General features: G+C 64.3%; 16 protein-coding genes. 7 read left to right on the forward strand and 9 right to left on the reverse strand.

Translation table 11 applies throughout. From position 1 onward, the window contains the following. Nucleotides 1–58: 58 nt before the first annotated feature. From GCM43_RS16775 to GCM43_RS16800, 6 genes are all read right to left on the reverse strand, one after another. Complete coding sequence (locus GCM43_RS16775; RefSeq protein ID WP_152246301.1) at nucleotides 59–1,399, reverse strand: ATP-binding protein; 1,341 nt, start codon at nucleotides 1,397–1,399, stop codon at nucleotides 59–61. A gap of 2 nt (nucleotides 1,400–1,401) precedes the next feature. Next, complete coding sequence (locus tag GCM43_RS16780) at nucleotides 1,402–2,061, reverse strand: response regulator (RefSeq protein ID WP_152246303.1); 660 nt, start codon at nucleotides 2,059–2,061, stop codon at nucleotides 1,402–1,404. A gap of 159 nt (nucleotides 2,062–2,220) precedes the next feature. Next, nucleotides 2,221–3,741, reverse strand: a complete 1,521-nt coding sequence (locus GCM43_RS16785) for a Do family serine endopeptidase (RefSeq protein ID WP_152246305.1) — start codon at nucleotides 3,739–3,741, stop codon at nucleotides 2,221–2,223. Nucleotides 3,742–3,988: 247 nt separating this feature from the next. Next, the gene (locus GCM43_RS16790) at nucleotides 3,989–4,465 is read right to left on the reverse strand and encodes an Hsp20 family protein (RefSeq protein WP_152246307.1); all 477 of its coding nucleotides are present in this window, start codon (nucleotides 4,463–4,465) and stop codon (nucleotides 3,989–3,991) included. Nucleotides 4,466–4,621: 156 nt separating this feature from the next. Continuing rightward, nucleotides 4,622–4,837, reverse strand: a complete 216-nt coding sequence (locus GCM43_RS16795; protein ID WP_152246309.1) for a helix-turn-helix domain-containing protein — start codon at nucleotides 4,835–4,837, stop codon at nucleotides 4,622–4,624. A gap of 65 nt (nucleotides 4,838–4,902) precedes the next feature. Beyond that, nucleotides 4,903–5,208 (reverse strand): hypothetical protein, encoded by a 306-nt coding sequence (locus GCM43_RS16800; RefSeq protein ID WP_152246311.1) that lies wholly within the window; start codon nucleotides 5,206–5,208, stop codon nucleotides 4,903–4,905. A 189-nt stretch (nucleotides 5,209–5,397) separates the two neighbouring features. Here GCM43_RS16800 and GCM43_RS16805 point away from each other — a divergent pair, with 189 nt between their 5' ends. From GCM43_RS16805 to GCM43_RS16830, 7 genes are all read left to right on the forward strand, one after another. Further along, the gene (locus tag GCM43_RS16805; RefSeq protein WP_152246313.1) at nucleotides 5,398–6,024 is read left to right on the forward strand and encodes an RNA polymerase sigma factor; all 627 of its coding nucleotides are present in this window, start codon (nucleotides 5,398–5,400) and stop codon (nucleotides 6,022–6,024) included. Then, the gene (locus tag GCM43_RS25850; protein WP_193315649.1) at nucleotides 6,017–6,568 is read left to right on the forward strand and encodes a hypothetical protein; all 552 of its coding nucleotides are present in this window, start codon (nucleotides 6,017–6,019) and stop codon (nucleotides 6,566–6,568) included. The genes GCM43_RS16805 and GCM43_RS25850 overlap by 8 nt, the downstream gene beginning before the upstream one ends. Further along, entirely contained in the window at nucleotides 6,565–8,226 is a 1,662-nt protein-coding gene (locus GCM43_RS16810) for a caspase family protein (protein WP_193315650.1), read from the forward strand. Before GCM43_RS25850 ends, GCM43_RS16810 begins: the two co-directional genes overlap by 4 nt. Before the next feature lie 20 nt (nucleotides 8,227–8,246). Beyond that, the gene (locus tag GCM43_RS16815; RefSeq protein WP_193315651.1) at nucleotides 8,247–11,456 is read left to right on the forward strand and encodes a CHAT domain-containing tetratricopeptide repeat protein; all 3,210 of its coding nucleotides are present in this window, start codon (nucleotides 8,247–8,249) and stop codon (nucleotides 11,454–11,456) included. Between the two features lie 71 nt (nucleotides 11,457–11,527). After that, complete coding sequence (locus GCM43_RS16820; protein WP_193315652.1) at nucleotides 11,528–13,432, forward strand: M61 family metallopeptidase; 1,905 nt, start codon at nucleotides 11,528–11,530, stop codon at nucleotides 13,430–13,432. An 18-nt stretch (nucleotides 13,433–13,450) separates the two neighbouring features. Next, the gene (locus GCM43_RS16825; RefSeq protein ID WP_152246319.1) at nucleotides 13,451–14,086 is read left to right on the forward strand and encodes a glutathione S-transferase family protein; all 636 of its coding nucleotides are present in this window, start codon (nucleotides 13,451–13,453) and stop codon (nucleotides 14,084–14,086) included. A gap of 31 nt (nucleotides 14,087–14,117) precedes the next feature. Beyond that, nucleotides 14,118–14,468, forward strand: coding sequence for a hypothetical protein (locus tag GCM43_RS16830; RefSeq protein ID WP_152246321.1), 351 nt, complete (start codon nucleotides 14,118–14,120; stop codon nucleotides 14,466–14,468). Between the two features lie 51 nt (nucleotides 14,469–14,519). Here the strand turns inward: GCM43_RS16830 and GCM43_RS16835 are convergent, their stop codons facing one another. From GCM43_RS16835 to imuA, 3 genes are all read right to left on the reverse strand, one after another. Continuing rightward, nucleotides 14,520–15,287, reverse strand: a complete 768-nt coding sequence (locus tag GCM43_RS16835; RefSeq protein WP_152246323.1) for an alpha/beta hydrolase family protein — start codon at nucleotides 15,285–15,287, stop codon at nucleotides 14,520–14,522. A gap of 443 nt (nucleotides 15,288–15,730) precedes the next feature. Continuing rightward, on the reverse strand, nucleotides 15,731–17,215 hold the full coding sequence (locus tag GCM43_RS16840) for a Y-family DNA polymerase (protein ID WP_152246326.1): 1,485 nt from the start codon (nucleotides 17,213–17,215) through the stop codon (nucleotides 15,731–15,733). Next, a complete protein-coding gene (gene imuA, locus GCM43_RS16845; RefSeq protein ID WP_152246328.1) occupies nucleotides 17,145–17,870 on the reverse strand; it encodes a translesion DNA synthesis-associated protein ImuA in 726 nt (241 codons plus the stop codon). The genes GCM43_RS16840 and imuA overlap by 71 nt, the downstream gene beginning before the upstream one ends. Nucleotides 17,871–17,962: the final 92 nt, after the last annotated feature.

Genomic DNA, 17,962 nt, shown 5'->3' on the forward strand with positions numbered 1-17,962 from the left:
GCGCGCGCGCGTCAATGCGCGCGCCGGCCAGCAACAGCAAATCGGTGTAAAGAACGCTTTATTTCTTGAGTGGCGACGGAAACTCCACCCGCACGCATAACCCGCCCAGGCGTTCGGACTGATCGAGCACCAGCCTGGCGCCATGGCGCTCGGCAATGGCCTTGATAATGGCCAGGCCCAGGCCGCTGCCATTGGCTTCGGTGCCGGGCACGCGGTAAAAGCGGCTGAACACGCGCTCGCGCTCCTCGGGCGGGATGCCGGGACCGCTGTCTTCCACCGACAGCGTCACGCCCACCGGGCTGGCGCGCAGATCGATATCGACCGTGCCGCCCTGCGGCGTGTATTTGATGGCGTTGTCGATCAGGTTGCGCAGCAGGATATTGAGCGCATCGGCCTGGCCGCTGGTGCTGGCCGGGTCCATATGGTGCAGGCCCAGGTCGATCTGGCGCGCCTGCGCCACGCCGGTCATGTCGCCCAAAGCGCGCTTGACCACTTCGTTCAGGTCCACCGTCTGCAGCTGGTCGCCGCTGGCGGCGCTTGCTTCCTGGCGCGCCAGCACCAGCAGCTGCTCGACCAGACGCGTGGCGCGCTCGATGCCGGCGCTGACGCGGCTGACGGCCAGGCTGCGTTTTTCCTGGGTCTCGGCGCGCTCCAGGCTCAGCACCTGCAGTTTCAGCGCCGCCAGCGGCGTGCGCAGTTCATGCGCGGCATCGGCGACGAAATGCTGCTGGGCGTCAAACGCGGTTTTCACGCGGTCGAACAGCAGATTAAGCTCATGCACCAGCGGGCGCACTTCGTCGGGCAGGCCCGCTTCGGAGACCGGCGACAGATCGTCGGCCTGGCGCGCCGCCACCTGCTTGCGTACGCGCGAGACCGGCGCCAGCGAACCGCTGACCACCCACCACACCACCAGCATCAGAATCGGCGCCATCAGCGCAATCGGGCCGACCGTGCGCAGCGCCAGGCTGCCGGCCATGCGTTTGCGCACGGCCATATCCTGCGCAATTTGTACTGTCTGGGAACTGGTCTGCACCGAAAAAATGCGGTAGGTGGTGCCATTGGCCTTGACGTTGGAAAAGCCCAGCACCGCGCGCTGCGGCAGTTCGGCGCGCGTGATCGAACGGAACACCTGCACCCCGTCCGGCGTCCATACCTGCACCACCATGTCGTTGTTGGCCGGATCGGCCGGCAGCGCCTCGGCATGGTTGGCCAGCGGCGCGCCCGAGCGCAGCGACAGCGCCATCTGCTGCATGTGATAGTCGAAAATCTGGTCGGCGTCGTACAGCGCGCTGCGGTAGGCGATCGAGGCCTGCGCCAGCGCCGCCATGATGATGGCGGCCAGCAGGAACCACAGCAGGCGCCCCCGCAGCGAGTGGGTCACCATGACCTTGACGTTCATCTTCACGCCTTGGGCACCATGTAGCCCAGGCCGCGCACGTTCTGGATCAGCTCGCTACCAAGCTTCTTGCGCAGGCCGTGGATATACACTTCCACCGCATTGCTGTTGACTTCGTCTTTCCAGCTGTACAGCTTTTCTTCCAGCTGCGCGCGCGACAGCACGATGCCCGGGCGCGCGATCAGCGCTTCAAGCACCGCCCATTCGCGTGCCGACAGATTGACCGGATGGCCGTCGGCAATGACTTCGCGCGTGAGCGGATTGATCGACACGCCCTGGTGCTCGAACACCGGCTCGGGGCGGCCCGAAGCGCGCCGCAGCAAGGCGCGGATGCGCGCCAGCAATTCGTCGAGGTCATAGGGTTTGAGCACATAATCGTCGGCGCCAGCGTCCAGGCCGGCAATGCGCTGCTCGACGGCGTCGCGCGCGGTAGCGACCAGTACCGGGGTGTCGAGCTTGCGCAGGCGCATCGAGCGCAGCACTTCCAGGCCATCCTTGCGCGGCAGGCCCAGGTCGAGCAGCACCAGGTCATAGGTTTGCGTCTGCAGGGCGGTATCGGCCATATCGCCGTCCTTGACCCAGTCAACCGCGTAATGCTCGGCGCGCAGCAGGTCAAGCACCACCTCGCCGATCATGATGTCGTCTTCTACCAGTAATAAACGCATGCCCTGTTCCTTTTATTATTTTTAACCCGAAACGCCAATCCCAGGGGGCGTAGGTCGGATTAGGCCCTTCGGGCCGTAATCCGACAACATTGTTGGCGCAAGAGGCGATTGTCGGATTACGGCCTGCGGCCTAATCCGACCTACGTATTTGCCTCCGCACTAACCCAGCCGCACCGGAATAAAGATTTTGTCCGCACCGCGCTGTATCAGCAGGGCCACCGACTTGGCCGACTTGTCGACCACGTCGCGCACCTGCTCGACGCTGTTGACGGGGCGGCCGTTGACCGACAATAACACGTCGCCCGGCTGCACCCCGGCATTGGCGGCGGCGCCGCCGGCGTCTTCCACCAGCAGGCCGGCGCTGATGCCGGACTCGCGTTTTTCATCCGATTGTAACGGACGCAGCGCCAGGCCCAGTTTTACCTTGCCGGCCTCGCCGCTGACCGGCGTGGCGTCGGCCACCTTGTCGGCGGCATTGCCCAGCGTGGCCGACAGCGTGACGATCTTGCCGTCGCGCCAGACGTCCATATTGATCTTGTCGCCCGGCAGCGCGATGCCCACCATGGCCGGCAGGTCGCCCGAAGCGATAATGCGCTGGCCGTTCATCTTGCGGATCACGTCGCCTGACTTGAGGCCGGCCTTGTCGGCCGGGCTGCCGCGCTCGACGTTGGCCACCAGCGCGCCTTCCGGCGTAGCCAGCTTGAACGAATCGGCAAAACCCTGGTTCACTTCCTGCACCGTCACGCCCAGCTTGGCATGGCTGGCTTTGCCGGTGGCAACGATCTGGTCCTTGATACGGCTGGCCAGGTCGATCGGAATGGCAAACGACAGGCCCTGGAAGCCGCCGGTCTGGCTATAGATCTGCGAATTGATGCCGACCACTTCGCCGCGCGTATTGAACAGCGGGCCGCCCGAGTTGCCGGGGTTGACCGCCACGTCGGTCTGGATAAACGGCACGTTGCTGTCGTCAGGCAAGGACCTGCCCTTGGCGCTGACCACGCCGGCCGTAACCGTGCTGTCAAAGCCATAGGGCGAGCCGATAGCCAGCACCCACTCGCCCACTTTCAGGTCGTTCGATTCGCCCAGCGGCACCACCGGCAGCTTGTTCGCGTCGATTTTCAGCACCGCAATATCGGTCTTCGGATCGCTGCCCAGCACCTTGGCGCGGAACTCGCGGCGGTCGTTGAGCTTGACGGTCACTTCACGCGCATCGCGCACCACGTGCGCATTGGTCATGATGATGCCGTCCGGGCTGACGATAAAGCCGGAACCGAGGCCATGCGTGGGCACATCGCGTCCGCCGCGCTGGCCGCCTTGCGGTCCCTGCCCCTGGAAGCGGCGGAAAAATTCAAAGAAGGGGTCGTTGCCGAAGTCGTCGCCAGCCTGGCCGGCGCCGTCGTAGCTGACCTTGGTGCTGCCGGTCACGCTGATATTGACCACCGCCGGGCTGTTGCGCGCGGCGATCTGGCTGAAGTCGGGCAGCGCGACCTGCGGGCCGCTGGCCGGCATGGCTGCCGCTGGCGCGCTGGCGGCGGCCACCGGTGCTGCCGGGGCGCCATTGGCGCCGGCGTTGCTCTGATGCACCACCATGGCGCCACCGGCGCCAAGCACACCGATCGCGGCCAGCGCGGCTACGGTACGTTTGATTTTCAACGATGTGCTGGGGGATTGCTTGTCCATGTTATTGCTCCTCATTCGATGAGATACTGATGTATGCAATATTGGGCTACGAGTCTTAGGCCGTACTTAACTTTTTTCTCTCAAGAAATAGGCGTTGCGCCTTTAAGCATGGCTTAATCAAGCAGCTCCTGCATCATCAATGCCCGATAAAAAAGGCGGTCCGGACGTGACACTGGCCGGATAAACCGGCCAGTATTTTACTGCAAGGCAGGGAGCTAACCCTGCCTGTCAGATCAAGCTTGCGTTATCAGGCGGCCTGGCGCTGCTCCAGTGCCTCGACATTGGTGTCGGCGCTGATGGTGTCGCTGCCGCTGCCGATATCGATCTTGCGTGGCTTGTGCGCTTCGGGCACTTCCCGCACCAGTTCGATGGTCAGCATGCCGTTTTCAAACGTGGCGCCGGTCACCTTGACGTGGTTGGCCAGCTGGAAGCGCTGTTCGAAATCACGGGCCGCGATGCCGCGGTGCAGGAAGGTGCGTTCGACGCCGTCTTTCTGCTTGCGGCCGGTCACCTGCAGCGAGTCGCGCTCGGTCATGATGTCGATTTCAGCGCGGGAAAAACCTGCCAGCGCCATCACGATGCGGTATTTGTCTTCCGAGACCAGCTCGATGTTGTACGGTGGGTAGCTCGGCTGGGCGTCGGCGCGCTGATCGTTAAGCAACTGGGCCAGGCGGTCAAAGCCGATGGCGGAACGATACAGGGGGGCGAGGTCAAATGTACGCATGATGAATATCCTTTTCAAGTTAAGCGATATGGGACGCGGACCTCACAATGAGCATCCGCTTGCTACCCAATCTAGGGGTGCAATTGCGCCCTTCAAGGCCTTGAAAAACACTTTTTTTGCCCCAGTGGCGAAAATATTTTTGCAGGCGTTACTATGCTAATCCTCCTGCCAGACGTGCTTCAGCGCCGTGCGGTTGCCGACCCCGAGCTTCTGATAGACAGCATGAAGCTGGTTGCGTACCGTCGCTGGTGACTTGCACAGCTTGCGTGCGATGACCTTGTATGGCTGGCCCTGCGTGGCCATAGACGCAACCAGGCGCTCAGCCGGAGTCAGTTGCTGCAAACCTCGATTATTGAGCAAGGATATATTCATGGGCTACCGACCTTCACAAGGGCACATGGCCGCGCCAGTCATGGCGCGGCGTGGAAAAACCAGCCTTAGCGGCAAGCGTAGGCCTTGCCCACCCATTCATTGGTGGCGCTCGTGCCCTGCTGCCCCCAGACGATATCGCTGGCCTTCAGATCAACCGCTGCGTTCATGGCCTTGGCCTTGGCGTTCTTGCTGCCAATGGAGGAACTGAGGCCAACAAAAATCGCGTCCGAGCCATTGACGTTGCCAAGGAAGCGACAGCCCTTGACGTTTTGCTCATTGACTTCACGGATGCTATTGGGAGCAACAGTAGTGCAGCCGGCCAGCACCAGCATGGCGGCCGGGATGGCCCATTGCGACAGACGTATCAACATGAATTTTTACTTTCCAAAAGTGTTAAAAGTGGGGAGGAGTCACCGGAACTACCGGCGCAACTGGCCCTGCCTGGACTTGTTCGCAAAGCGCCGCTGCCCGGTTCAATCTTTTTTGCGCATTTAAAAAGTTTCCACAATGCTATAATTTACCGAGCTCATCTATTTCCTTTGCCAGCCTAGCCATTCACCATGAGCTCCCTGCCCGTTAATCCCGCTGAACTGCTGGCCGCCATGGCCGCCGGGGATCAGCGCGCACTCGACAGCCTGTACCGGGCCTGGTCGTCGCGCGTACGCGTATTTGTGCGGCTGCAGCTCGCTGGCAGTTGCCTTGATGCGCATGCCATCGCCGACGAAGTGACGGTCGACGTGTTCCATGACGTCTGGCGCGCACCGATGCGCTATGATGGCCGTGTGGCCTTCGGCACCTGGCTGCTGACACTGGCGCGCAACAAAGCGATCAGTCAGCTGCGCCGCCATGGCCAGCGCGTGGCGCGCGAGACCACCATCGACGATACCGACAGCGACGCAGCAGATGCAGCTGCGCTGGCAGCAGCACAGTACGATCCTGGGCCCATGGCCTTGCAGGAAACACTGCAGCAGCGTCATGCCGTGTTGCGCTGCCTGCAACGGCTGCGCAACCCGCTGCAGCGTGAAAGCCTGACGCTGTGGGCGCTCGACGACTTGTCGGTGGCCGATATCGCACAAATCCAGCAAGCGCCGCAAGGCACCATCAAGACCAGACTGTTCCATGGGCGCAGCAATTTGCGCCAGTGCATGGAACGCTGGTTTGCACAGGGAGGCGGACGCCATGACTGATCCACGCCATCCGGATGACCAGCGGCTACAGGAAGCACTCGACGATACGTTGATGACCACATTGCGCAGTGCAATTGCAGAGCAGGCGGCGCAGATGGATCCTGAACACGGCCTGGCGCAACTGCACCAGCGCCTGCAAGGCAAAACTGAAAAAGCCAGCCTGTGGCGCCGGGTGCTCGATCGCCTGGCATGGCCTGCACTGGCGCCACTGACCATCACGGCGCTGGCAAGTGTTTGCATCGCGCAGTCGTGGCTGCTGCGGCAGGCGTACTCGCCGGAACTTGCCGACGAACCGCTGGCCTGGCGCAGCGTCAATGGCGGCGCGCCCGCTACAGCCAATCTGCGGATACATTTCAAGCCTGGCGCCACCGTGGCGCAGGTCAGTGCAGCGCTGGAAGTAGCGCAGGCCGCCATGATGGCCGGCCCCTTGAGCGATGGCAGCTATCTGCTCGATGCCGCCGATGCGCAGACAGCCCGATCCAGTCTGCAATCGAACAGCGCGGTGAGCGAGGTCACGATGATGGCTGGCCCGGCCAAGCCATGAGCGCCTCATTGCGCGCGCTGCTGCCGGCCCTGCTCGCTACGCTGCTTTGCCCGCTGCTGGCACAGGGGGCGCAGCGCCACGCGCTGCTGATCGGGGTGTCAGAGCTGCCAGCCATGGCGCGCAGCCACTGGCTGCCTGGCCCCGCCAGCGATGTGGCGGCCATGCGCGCGGCGCTGCTGCAGCAAGGCTTTGAAGCGGATCAGATCGATACCTTCAGCGACCAGGGCCAGCTGCCTGTGCGCAACGCCATCCTGGCCCGCCTGGCGCAACTTGAAAAAACCCTGGCGCCCGACGACGTGCTGCTGCTGTACTGGTCTGGCCACAGCGTGCTGGCGCCGGTTTATCCGGGCCAGGCGCCAGCACCGATGGCACGACGCAGCATGCTGCTCACGCGCGATAGTCGCGTGGCGGGCGTGTCGGGCCGGCAGCGGCTTGAGAACAGTATCAGCAGCGTTGAAATAGGCCGGGCAATTGACGCCATGTCGGCGCGTCAGGTGCAGGTGTTGGCGGTGTTCGACACCTGCCACGCAGCAGCGGGAACGCGCGCTGGCGATCAATTGCTGTGGCGCGGCCTGGCACCAGCCGATATCGGCTGGTCTGCACCGGGCCAGCGCGCCAACGGCGCTGGCGCTCCGGTTGCCGGCATGCGGCCACGTTTTGTGGGCTTTTTTGCAGCCGAAGCACAACAGCGCACGCCCGAAGCACGCAGCACCCAGCCAGGCCAGGCGGCGGGCTTGTTTACACAGGCCGTGATCGCCGCGCTGCAAAAGCAGCCAACCAGCTATGCCAGCTGGGCGGCCGGCATCACCGAACAGTATCAGGCCGCTCTGGGCAGCTTCCAACTGCCGCGTTCCGCCTGGCCTTCACCTGTTTATGCTGGTGCACTGGACACACCGCTATGGCAAAGCGGCAGCGCACTGCTGTGGCCCGTGCGTCGCCTTGCACAAGGCTGGCAATTGCCTTATGGCCTGCTCGACGGCGTACACAATGGCGACCTGTTTGAACTGGCCGGCGTGCGCTGGCGCGCTGGCGGCACTGGCTGGAACAGCACCGGCCTGACCTTGCTCGCAGGTGATGCAACACTCTTGAAAACAACCAGCTGGGCCGTGCGCAAGCCGCTCAGCGTCCAGGCTGGCAACGTTGACCAGCGGCGTCTGGCAGAACTGCTGGCATTGCCCGCCTCGCATGGCGCGGCACTGCTCGATGCACGTGTCGAAGTGAGCGTGCCAGGCCAGCCCGTGCGCCAGTTGCCGTTGGCCGATGCCAGTCTCGGCGCGCTGCCAGCGGGCACGCGCATACGCCTGAGCGTGGAAAACCGCGGCAGCGGATCGGTGGACCTGGCGCTGGCCTATCTGCCTCAGCACGGTACGGCGATGCGCATCTATCCGGCACTCGATGGCGACAGCAACCGCATGCCGCCGGCCATCGGCGCCGGCATCAGCCGCTTCGAGCGCAATTTTGTCATCACCGGCCCAGATTTCGGCGTCGAGTGGCTGGCACTGGTCGCCGCTCCGGCTGTCAATGGCTCGTTGCCGCGCCGCTTTGCGCTGCTTGAGCAGCTCCATGCCGCTACGCCCACGCGCGGCAGCGACGCTGGCGCTATCGCGGCACCTGAGCTGGCGCAAGTGGCGCGCCTGTCGTGGACGTCCGTCAAATGAAGCGATTCAGGACAGGCGTATTGTCGCTGTTGCTGGCCACGCCACTATGGCTGCAGGCGGCGCCTGAGGCATCGTGCCGCAGCACCATCACACCATGGCTCGAAGAAGGCAATCGCGCCGCCGCGCAGGAGCAACCGGCGCTGGCACTGGCGCTGTTCGAACGCAGTGCGCAGCTGTGCCGCGAGCGCAATGATCGCGCCGGCCTGGCCAGCAGCCTGATGGGCGTGGGCCAAAGCCTGCAGATGCTCAACCGCTACGCCGAAAGCGAATCACGGCTGCTTGAAGGCTGGGCCATTCGCCAGACGCTGGACGATGGCGACCCGGACCAGGAAGTCATGTATTACCCGAGCGAACTGATGTATCTGTATCGCCAGTGGAGCCACTTTGAGCAAGCCTGGCAATGGGGTGAAGTGGCACTGGCTGCCAAGGCGCGCCTGATCGGCAAAAATACGGTGTCGTATGGCACCAGCCTGTCAAATATCTCGGGCATTGCCTTGCAGACCAAAGAGTACGCGCGCGGTCTGGTCTATGCCCGCCAGGCGATGGACACCTGGGCTGCCACATCGGGGGAAAACAGCACCGATCACGCATGGGGCATGCGCGACGTGGGCGCGCTGCTGATGTATATGGGCCGCACCGCAGAGGCTTTTGGCTATCTCGACCATGCCTACCGCATCCGCATGGCGGCGTTTGGTGAAAACCGCACCGAAACCCAGACCAGTATTGCCGACATGGCTGCGTGGTACACCCTGACCGGCAACGACCGCCAGGCGCTGTCGTTCGCGCAGCGTGCGCTGGCAGGGGCGATACAGCGTCATGGCGCCGGACCGATGCAGGCCAGCGTGGCCCTGAACCGTCTGAGCGGCATCCATCTGCGTCTGGGCGAAAGCGGCAAGGCCTGGCAGGAAGCTGAAGATGGCTTGCGCATTCGCCGTGCAATCTATGGCGACGATCATGCCTTCAGCGTCAACGCCTGGCAGGATGTGGCGCAAACCGCGCTGGCCGATAACCAGCTCGGACGCGCCCAGATCGCCGCCGATGCGGCGCTGGCGCACTGTCGCAAGGTATATGGACAGGCCGCCACCTGCGCCGGCGCCCAGATCTTGCAAGGCAGCACACTGATGGCGCTGGGCCAGTATCAGGCAGCGCTCGATACAGCGCAGACAGCGGCACAACTGTCCATGTCCAGCACCGGGCGGCTGCCGGACGACCAGGCCCGGGCGCACCTGCTGGCTGCGCGCGCGCAGGCCGCGCTCGGACAGCACGGCGCCGCGCTGGCGACCCTGGATGCGCTGGAAGCTGCCTTGCAGCAGACCCCGGCGAGCGCCACAGACCTGCTCGATACGATTCACCTGGCGCGCATTGCGGTGCGCAAGGAGCAGCCTGACATGGCGCCAGCCGCTTGGCAGGCGCTGGCCCGGGATGCTGCCGCACTGGCCACGCAACTGGCTGCCACACGCGGGCCGTCGCATCCGCTGCATGCACAGGCTTTGCTTGATGCTGCAGAAATCAATGTCTCAGCGAGCAATCTCGACAGCGCACGCCAGCAGGCAGCACGCGCGCTGGCCATTGCACTGGCCAACGGACAGCGCCTGCCTGAAGCGCGGGCGGCAGCGCAGCTCGGTGCGCTGGAGACTGGCGCGAACGCCATCTTCCTGGGAAAACAGGCCATCAATGCGCTGCAGGATACGCGCGCCGGCACGGCTGGCCTGCCGGCGCCGCTGCGCCAGGGGTTTGTACGCCAGCAGCGCAGCGCCTACAGCCGCCTGGCAGACCATCTGCTCGACCAGCACCGCATCCATGAAGCTGAAACCGTGCTGGCCATGGTGCGCGAAGACGAGTTTCACACGCTGGTGCGCAGCGGCCCCGATCCGCGCACCACGCGGCTTGACTTTACCGCTGCCGAACAGCGCTGGCAGCAGCAGTTTGAACAGCGTAGCGCAAAGCTGCGTGCCGGCGCGCAAACACTGGCGCAGGCGCGCGAAGGCCAGGCTCAGGGTGTGGACAATGCCGACCAGGCCTGGCGCCTGGCCAGCTCGGCCATATCGGCGCTGCTGGACGAGGCTACGCGATCACTGTCGGCGCTGCCTGCAACGGCGCCGGGCCTCACTGCACCGATCCAGCCACCGAACGCCAGCGTGCAGGGGGCGCCGCTGGCGCGCGGTGTTTTGCAACTGACCTATCTGGTCACGGACCGTCGCTTGCGCATCGTGGCCCAGCGTGGTGGGCGGCGTGACAGCAGCATCGTGGAAGTCGATGTCGACGAGCGTGTGCTGGCACAGCACATTGCCAGTTTGCGGCGCAGCGCACAGGACCCGGGACAGGATGCGCGCGCCGAAGCACAGGCGCTGTACCGGCTGCTGATCGCGCCGGTGGCATCGCAACTGGCCGGTGCCACGTCGCTGTCGCTGTCGCTCGACGGCGTGCTGCGCTATCTGCCCTTTGCCATGCTGCATGACGGTCACCGCTGGCTGATCGAACGCCTGCCCATTGCGTTGCAGGCGCAAGGCGGCAATGCTGGCGTACCGGACCAACAGCGCGCACCATCGATGGCCCTGTTTGGCCAGACGCAAGCGAGCGGCGAGCTGCCTGCCCTGCCTTTCGTGCAGCATGAACTGCAGGCCGTCGCGGCCATCGAACAGGCAGCGAGCGTGCCAGTTACGCGCAAGATCGACGCCGACTTCACGGCCAGCGCACTTGCGCAGGCTTTGCCGGCACATCGCAACGTGCATATTGCCAGCCATTTCGTGTTGCGCTCGGGCGCTGGTGACGAATCCTATCTGCTGCTGGGCAATGGCGAGAAACTGAGCCTGGCCGAACTGGCCCAGCAACGATACCAGTTTGCCGGCCTCGATCTGCTGACCCTGTCGGCCTGCGAGACGGCCGTGCCGGCCGGGACCGACGCTACCGGGCGCGAGCTCGAAGGCCTGGCCTGGCTGGCGCGCCAGCGCGGCGCAAACAACGTACTGGCCAGCCTGTGGCGCGTCTCGGACCAATCGACGGCCAGTTTGATGGGTGACTTCTACCGCGCGCTGGCAGCCGGCCGAAGCAAGCCGCAAGCGCTGCGCCAGGCGCAATTGCAGCAATTGCGCGCTGCACGCCACATGCCTGCCGCCACCCGTGGCCTGACAGCGCTTGACGGCCCGTCACGGCAAGCTGCCGATGGCGCGCACGACCACCCTTTCTACTGGGCCGGTTTCATTCTGCTGGGCTCTGCCACGGCCAGGTAAAACACGCTGGTGACGCCGTTTGGGCAGCCATGCTAGAGTTGCTGGCAAGCTCACTTCGTCTCTGTCTTTTCATGTCCCTGAAACCGTTTTTGCGTCCCCTGCGCACGTCCCTGATCCTGTCCCTGCTGTGCGCCGCTGGCGGCGCCCACGCCCAGGCCCAACAGAACGCCGCCCCCATCGTGCTGCATGTCGACGCCAGCAATGTGGCGCAGCAGATTTTCCGCATCCATGAAACCATTCCGGTCTCGCCCGGCAAGCTGACGCTGCTCTATCCGCAGTGGGTGCCGGGCAACCATGGCCCCAGCGGCCCGCTGAACCAGCTGGCCGGCCTGCGCCTGTCGGCCAACGGCCAGCCGCTCGAATGGCAGCGCGATCCGGTCAATATGTTTGCCTTTCATGTCGAAGTGCCGGCAGGCGCATCCACGCTGGAAGCGAGCTACCAGTTTCTCTCGCCGGTGGAAGCGAACCAGGGCCGCATCACCATGACCAGCGAGATGCTGGGCGTGCAGTGGCATGCGATGACGCTGTATCCGGCCGGGCGCGCCACGCGCGATATCGCCATGCTGCCCAGCCTGACGCTGCCGGCCGGCTGGCAGTTCGGCAGCGCGCTGGAAGTGCAGTCGCAAACCGACAGCAACAGCGGCAAGCAAGTTCAGTTCAAGCAACTGGACCTGGAAACGCTGGTCGACTCGCCCCTGTTTGCGGGCCGTTATTTCAAGCGCATCGACCTCGACCCTGGCGCCAGCGTGCCCGTGCACCTGAACCTGGTGGCCGACAGCGCCGACGAACTCGATGCAACGCCGCAACAGATCGCGCCGCACCGCGCGCTGATGCAGCAGGCCTACAAACTGTTTGCCTCGCGCCACTACAAGCACTACGATTTCCTGCTGGCCTTGAGCAGCGAATTTGGCGGCATCGGCCGCGAACACCAGCAGTCGAGCGAGAACGGCGTCAAACCCGGCTACTTCAGCGAGTGGGACAAGAACGGCGCGGTGCGGGTGCTGCTGCCGCATGAACTCACGCATTCCTGGAACGGCAAGTTCCGCCGCCCGGCCGGCCAGGCTACACCGGACTTCAACACGCCGCTGCAAAACAGCCTGCTGTGGGTCTATGAAGGCCAGACGCAATACTGGGGCAATGTGCTGGCGGCGCGTTCGGGCCTGGTCGATCCGGTGCATATGCGCGACCTGTTTGCGTCCACCGCCGCGCGCTACGATGTGGCGCCGGGACGCAGCTGGCGCGCCATGCAGGACACCACCAACGATCCGATTATCAATGCCCGCCGGCCGCAAGGCTGGAGCAGCTGGCAGCGCGACGAAGACTACTACATGGAAGGCGCGCTGGTCTGGCTCGATGTCGACACCACCATCCGCGAACTGTCGGGCGAACGCCGTTCGCTCGACGACTTCGCGCGCGCCTTCTTTGGCGTCAACGACGGCAGCACCACCGCCCTGCCCTATAGCTTCGACGACGTGGTGGCGGCGTTGAATGCGGTGCAGCCGCATGACTGGCGCAGCTTCCTGACGAGCCGCCTGGAAGGCCACGGCCCCGGCGCCCCGCTCGACGGCTTGGCGCGCGCCGGCTGGAAACTGGTGTACCGCGACAAACCCACGCCGTTCCTGAAAGCCGATGAAGAGCGCAGCAAAAGCACCGACCTGAGCTATTCGCTGGGCATGGTGGTCGACAAGGACGGCAAGCTGGGCCGTCTGCTGTGGGATGGCCCGGCCTTCAAGGCCGGCCTGTCGGGCAATACCACCTTGCTGGCGGTCAATGGCACGGCCTATACGCCCAAGCTGCTCAAGGCCGCCATCCAGGCCGCCAAAGACAGCCAGCAGCCGATCAATTTACTGGTACGCAAGAACAAGCAATTCCAGACTGTGACGCTCGACTACCACGATGGCCTGAAATATCCACGACTCGAACGCATCGAAGGCACGCGCGACCGGCTGAGCACCATTTTCCAGCCCCTGAAATAACTGACAAGGAGCAATACCATGATCACCCTCTACACCTGGACCACGCCGAACGGCCGCAAGCCCACCATCATGCTCGAAGAGCTGGGCATCGCGTATACCATCAAGACTGTCAATATTCAGAAAGACGAGCAGTTTGCGCCGGAGTTCCTGGCCATCTCGCCCAACAACAAGATTCCGGCCATCGTCGACGATGAAGCCGAGGGCGGCCCGATGTCGCTGTTTGAAAGCGCCGCCATCCTGATCTACCTGGCAGAAAAACACCAGCGCTTCCTGGCACCATCGGGCCCGCAGCGCTACAAGGCGCTTGAATGGCTGAGCTGGCAGATTGGCGGGCTCGGCCCGATGCTGGGCCAGCTGGGCTTTTTTGAAGTGAGCTCGAAGGAAAAATCGGCGCTGGCCAGCAAGCGCTACCGCGAAGAAAGCGAGCGCCTGCTGAACGTCATGGAAAAACAGCTGAGCAGCTCGCCCTACCTGGCCGGCGACGCGTACTCGATTGCCGATATCGCCGCCTACCCTTGGGTGGTGGCGGCCGGCGACCGCCTGAAAGCGGTGCTGGGCGACAAGCTGGCGGCCAGCCCTGCGCTGCAAGCCTGGCTCACGCGCGTGGGCGAACGCCCGGCCGTGCAGCGTGGCATGGCGCTGCCGAAAGTCTGACGCGCAGGCTGCTTTGGTGTATGCTGGCGCCATGAACAATGACACCGACATCCAGCTCAGCGGCCCCTTCAAGGCCACCGACGGCTCCGGCCGCGCCCACGACATCAAAGCCATCCGCATTTTCGACGAAGGCTACGGTATTATCGATGTGTATATCGATTTTTCCGCCCCGCTCGAAGCGGGTGCCTACAAGGACAAGACCCTGGTCGGTCAGATCCTGGCGCGCCTGCGCAGTCTCGGCTACGTCGGCCCCGACTTCGGCCATGGCGACCTGGGCCTGCAGGACAAGAAACTGATCGTACTGGAAGCCACGGAAGAATTTTCCACCTTTGCCGCCAGCAAGGGCTGGAAGGATCTGTCGGCCGAATTCGACGACGAATAATTTCCGGCAGCCTCACTGCGCCGCACCCGCTACAGGCCGGTGCGGCGTTTTTCATTCCGGCACGCTTAGATAACGCGCGCTCCAGGCTGCAATCAGATTGGCGACATAGGCCGCATCGTCGCGCCCGGTCAGCAGATGATTGGCGTCATCGAGCGACACAAAGCTTTTCGGATGCTTGGCCGCCGTAAAGATTTCCATTGCATTGGACAGGCTGACCGTATCGTCATGCGGCGCATGCATGACCAGCAGCGCGCGACGCAGGCCGGCAATCTGCTCCTTCAGGCTGTGCGTGCCGGCATCGTCGACAAACTGCTGGCGTATGCGAAACGGCCGCCCCACCAGTTGCACGATGGCTTCGCCTTCGGCGGCGATCTGCTCGAGGTGCCGGCCGAACATGCGCGTCACATACACGGGCGTGCTCGGCGCGGCCAGCGTGACCACAGCAGTCGCTTCCGGTATCTGCCCGGCCGCCGCCAGCACGGCCGAGCCGCCCAGGCTATGGCCGATCAGCAATTGCGGCGCCGCATGGCGCGCGCGCATAAAGGCAGCGGCCGCCACCAGGTCATCGACATTCGAGGAAAAATTGGTGTCGGCAAATTCGCCTTCGCTGGCGCCAATGCCGGTAAAGTCAAAGCGCAGCACCGCGATGTCATGCTCGGTCAGCCCCTGTGCAATGCGCCGCGCCGCCAGCACGTCCTTGCCGCAGGTAAAACAGTGCGCAAACAGCGCATACGCGCGGATCGGCCCATCGGGCGCATCGAGCCGCGCCGCCAGCGTATGGCCATGGGCGCCGGGGAAGTCTTGGCGGGTGGATTTCATGGGTTCGGCAATCGAAGCTGCCGCGTCATGGCGGCGAATCGGGTATTGTAACGCCGGGGGAAGGAAGTGCGTTTTGACGTGGCGCTTGGTTATTTTCACCCCAAAGCACCCCGTCTGACCCTAATGCCGCTAAGTTAAGCTTTTTTCGGTATTGATGTCGCAAGGCGAAAAATGGCGGGCCAAAGACGCGAGACTGAGAAAATGCCGATGCCGATGCCGATGCCGATGCCGATGCCGATGGCGGTGGTGTTGTCGGGTTACGCCCTGCGGGCTAACCCGACCTACGCCTTACCCTCGACATTTTTCAGCCCCGCTTGGCCCGGTGCTCCTGTGCCGGCGTCTGGAGTGTTGTTGACTTTATTGATGTGCTTGTGGCGCCGGGCCGCTAACTTAGCGGCATTAACGTCGACCCCCGCACTTCGTCGTTCGGGTTAAAAACTCGCTCAGCTGAACAAGCCATGCAAATACCACCGCGGCGCCGCGTCTGCGCTGCCGGCCACACGTTCGCGATAGACCCAGTAATGGGCGTGGTCAGTGCCCTCGGCAATAAAATAATCGCGCGCCTGCGACTGGCCCCACCAGCCCGCTTCGATGCGTTCGGCCACCGATACCATACTCAGGGGAGAGCCATAAAACGGCCGGTGCCCGCGCATCAGCAGGGCAATCGGTTCGGCCAGCAGCCAGCCGGGGCGCGGCAGTGCGATCAAGCCTGGCGGCAGCGCCGTACAAGCTGGCTGGCTGACCGGCTTCGATGGCACCGGCAGCCAGCGGTTGGCCGCTTCCGGCCGATAGTCCGCTTGCGGCGCAGCCTGCAACACATTATCAGGCCCCAGGCGCGCCACCAGCAATTCGAGCAGCCGCCGGCGGTCCTGCGCCGTGCCGCCCGGCTCGGGAAACAGGCTGTCGCTGGGCGGCGCCATTGGCAGCACTTGCAGCGCTTCGAGGTGCAAGCCGATCACGGGGGCGTCGAGCACCAGTTGCGCCAGTTTTTCCTTGAGCAGGCGCAGCAGGTGTTCATCGCGCCACACCGCCTCGCCCAAGGCCAGTGTGATGACGGTCGGCGCGCGCGCTAGACGGCCGCGTTCATGGATCAGTTGCAAGGCGATGCGCTCGACCGCCAACTGACGCGCGCACAGCCAGCCCACCATCTGCTGCAGCAAGCGCTGGGCGCCGAACAGCAGCGCCTCGGCGTGTTCCACGCGGTCGAACAGTTCCAGGCTGGCGCGAAAAGCCGGCGGTGCTTCGATCCAGGCAAACAGTTCAGTGACATGGCCATGCGCCTGGTCAAGCAGGTCGAGCAAGGCGCGCCCGCAGCGGCGCTGCAGACCCGGGCGCGGCAACTGGCGTAGCTGGCCCAGTGTGCGGCAGCCGATGCCCTCGAACCAGTCCAGGTAAGGCTGGGCCGGCGGCAGCAAGGCGCACGGCAGGCGATCGAGGCAAGGCGCCAGGCTATCGATGCGCAGCACCCTGCGACGCCGCATACCGGCGCGCGCCAGCAGCCACGCACCGCGCGCCGTCGGCGCGCACGACAGCATGGCCGTATAGCCCAGGGCGCGCAAGCTGGCCTGCATGCGCCGGCACAGCGCACGTACGCCACCAAACAGGCGCAGGCTGGCGCCCACATCGACCAGCAGCGTGGCCTCTTGCGCGCTGGCCACCTGCGGCGAATATTGCAGCAGCGCCAGCGCCACCTCCTGCAAGGCCTGCGCTTCCAGTTCGGGCGAGCGCAGCTGAAAGCGCAACTGCGGCGCCAGCATCAGGGCGCCGGCGCGTCGCATGCCCGGCCGCACGCCAGCCAACTGCGCCAGCTGCGAGGCAGCCAGCACGCGTTCATGCTCAAGCACCACCGTTGGCGTGTCAGCCGACCAGTTCGGGCAGTACACTTCGAGCGGGAGCCGGGGCAGGCACAGGCCGATCCAGAGTCGCATGGCGCAGCAGTAAAGAAGGAGGTTGCAGGGGCAGGAACAGCGGCGCATCGCGCTGCGGTCCCCGGCGTTTGACAAAGCCGATGTGAATCCCGCCGGCAGCCGGGCGCAGCGACAGGCGCAGCGGCGCCGGCGACGCATCGTGTGCGCCACGCAAGGGCCGCAGCAGGCAGAACAGGGTGTTGCCGCCTTGCGCAGCCAGATGCAGCCGGCGCAGGCTGTCGGCGCGCACCTGGCCCTGCCAGAACAGCAGCGCGCCGCAACTGCCGCTGCGCAGGATATTTTCAGCGGCCCACAGCGCATCCTTGCTGCTATCGGTCTTGAGCCACAACAGTTGCGACGGCGACAGCCCCTGCGCCGCCAGTGCCAGTGCCTGCGGCGGATGCGGCGGCTGCAGCAGCACCACCGGCAAGCCCTGTAGTTGCGCCAGGGCCGGTGCCAGCAGCCGCAGTTCGCCGCTGCCCGGCTGCTGCACCAGCAGCTCGACCAGGCTGCCGGTCGGCCAGCCGCCGCCAGGCAGTTGCTGCGACAAGGCAGCAAAGCCGGTTTCAAGGCAGGGCATGGTGCCATGGGCCAGCTGCGATGCACGCCATAAAGAGGGGTGCAAGGCAGCAGGATTCAAGGCGGCCGGCGAGGCCATCATTTCGGAGTGTTGCATAAAAGAATAAGTTCAATATACTGTATAAATATACAGTACTATTTACTCTCCGCTTTTGCAAGGTTTATTTATCAAACTCGCCATCTATTCCA

Source organism: Janthinobacterium aquaticum (genome assembly GCF_009208565.1).
GTDB lineage: Bacteria > Pseudomonadota > Gammaproteobacteria > Burkholderiales > Burkholderiaceae_D > Janthinobacterium.

Excerpts from the sequence above, each read along its gene's own strand:
- GCM43_RS16775 (WP_152246301.1), bottom strand. The coding sequence starts at position 1,399 with ATGAACGTCAAGGTCATGGTGACCCACTCGCTGCGGGGGCGCCTGCTG.
- GCM43_RS16780 (WP_152246303.1), bottom strand. The coding sequence starts at position 2,061 with ATGCGTTTATTACTGGTAGAAGACGACATCATGATCGGCGAGGTGGTG.
- GCM43_RS16785 (WP_152246305.1), bottom strand. The coding sequence starts at position 3,741 with ATGGACAAGCAATCCCCCAGCACATCGTTGAAAATCAAACGTACCGTA.
- GCM43_RS16790 (WP_152246307.1), bottom strand. The coding sequence starts at position 4,465 with ATGCGTACATTTGACCTCGCCCCCCTGTATCGTTCCGCCATCGGCTTT.
- GCM43_RS16795 (WP_152246309.1), bottom strand. The coding sequence starts at position 4,837 with ATGAATATATCCTTGCTCAATAATCGAGGTTTGCAGCAACTGACTCCG.
- GCM43_RS16800 (WP_152246311.1), bottom strand. The coding sequence starts at position 5,208 with ATGTTGATACGTCTGTCGCAATGGGCCATCCCGGCCGCCATGCTGGTG.
- GCM43_RS16805 (WP_152246313.1), top strand. The coding sequence starts at position 5,398 with ATGAGCTCCCTGCCCGTTAATCCCGCTGAACTGCTGGCCGCCATGGCC.
- GCM43_RS25850 (WP_193315649.1), top strand. The coding sequence starts at position 6,017 with ATGACTGATCCACGCCATCCGGATGACCAGCGGCTACAGGAAGCACTC.
- GCM43_RS16810 (WP_193315650.1), top strand. The coding sequence starts at position 6,565 with ATGAGCGCCTCATTGCGCGCGCTGCTGCCGGCCCTGCTCGCTACGCTG.
- GCM43_RS16820 (WP_193315652.1), top strand. The coding sequence starts at position 11,528 with ATGTCCCTGAAACCGTTTTTGCGTCCCCTGCGCACGTCCCTGATCCTG.
- GCM43_RS16825 (WP_152246319.1), top strand. The coding sequence starts at position 13,451 with ATGATCACCCTCTACACCTGGACCACGCCGAACGGCCGCAAGCCCACC.
- GCM43_RS16830 (WP_152246321.1), top strand. The coding sequence starts at position 14,118 with ATGAACAATGACACCGACATCCAGCTCAGCGGCCCCTTCAAGGCCACC.
- GCM43_RS16835 (WP_152246323.1), bottom strand. The coding sequence starts at position 15,287 with ATGAAATCCACCCGCCAAGACTTCCCCGGCGCCCATGGCCATACGCTG.
- GCM43_RS16840 (WP_152246326.1), bottom strand. The coding sequence starts at position 17,215 with ATGCGACTCTGGATCGGCCTGTGCCTGCCCCGGCTCCCGCTCGAAGTG.
- imuA (WP_152246328.1), bottom strand. The coding sequence starts at position 17,870 with ATGCAACACTCCGAAATGATGGCCTCGCCGGCCGCCTTGAATCCTGCT.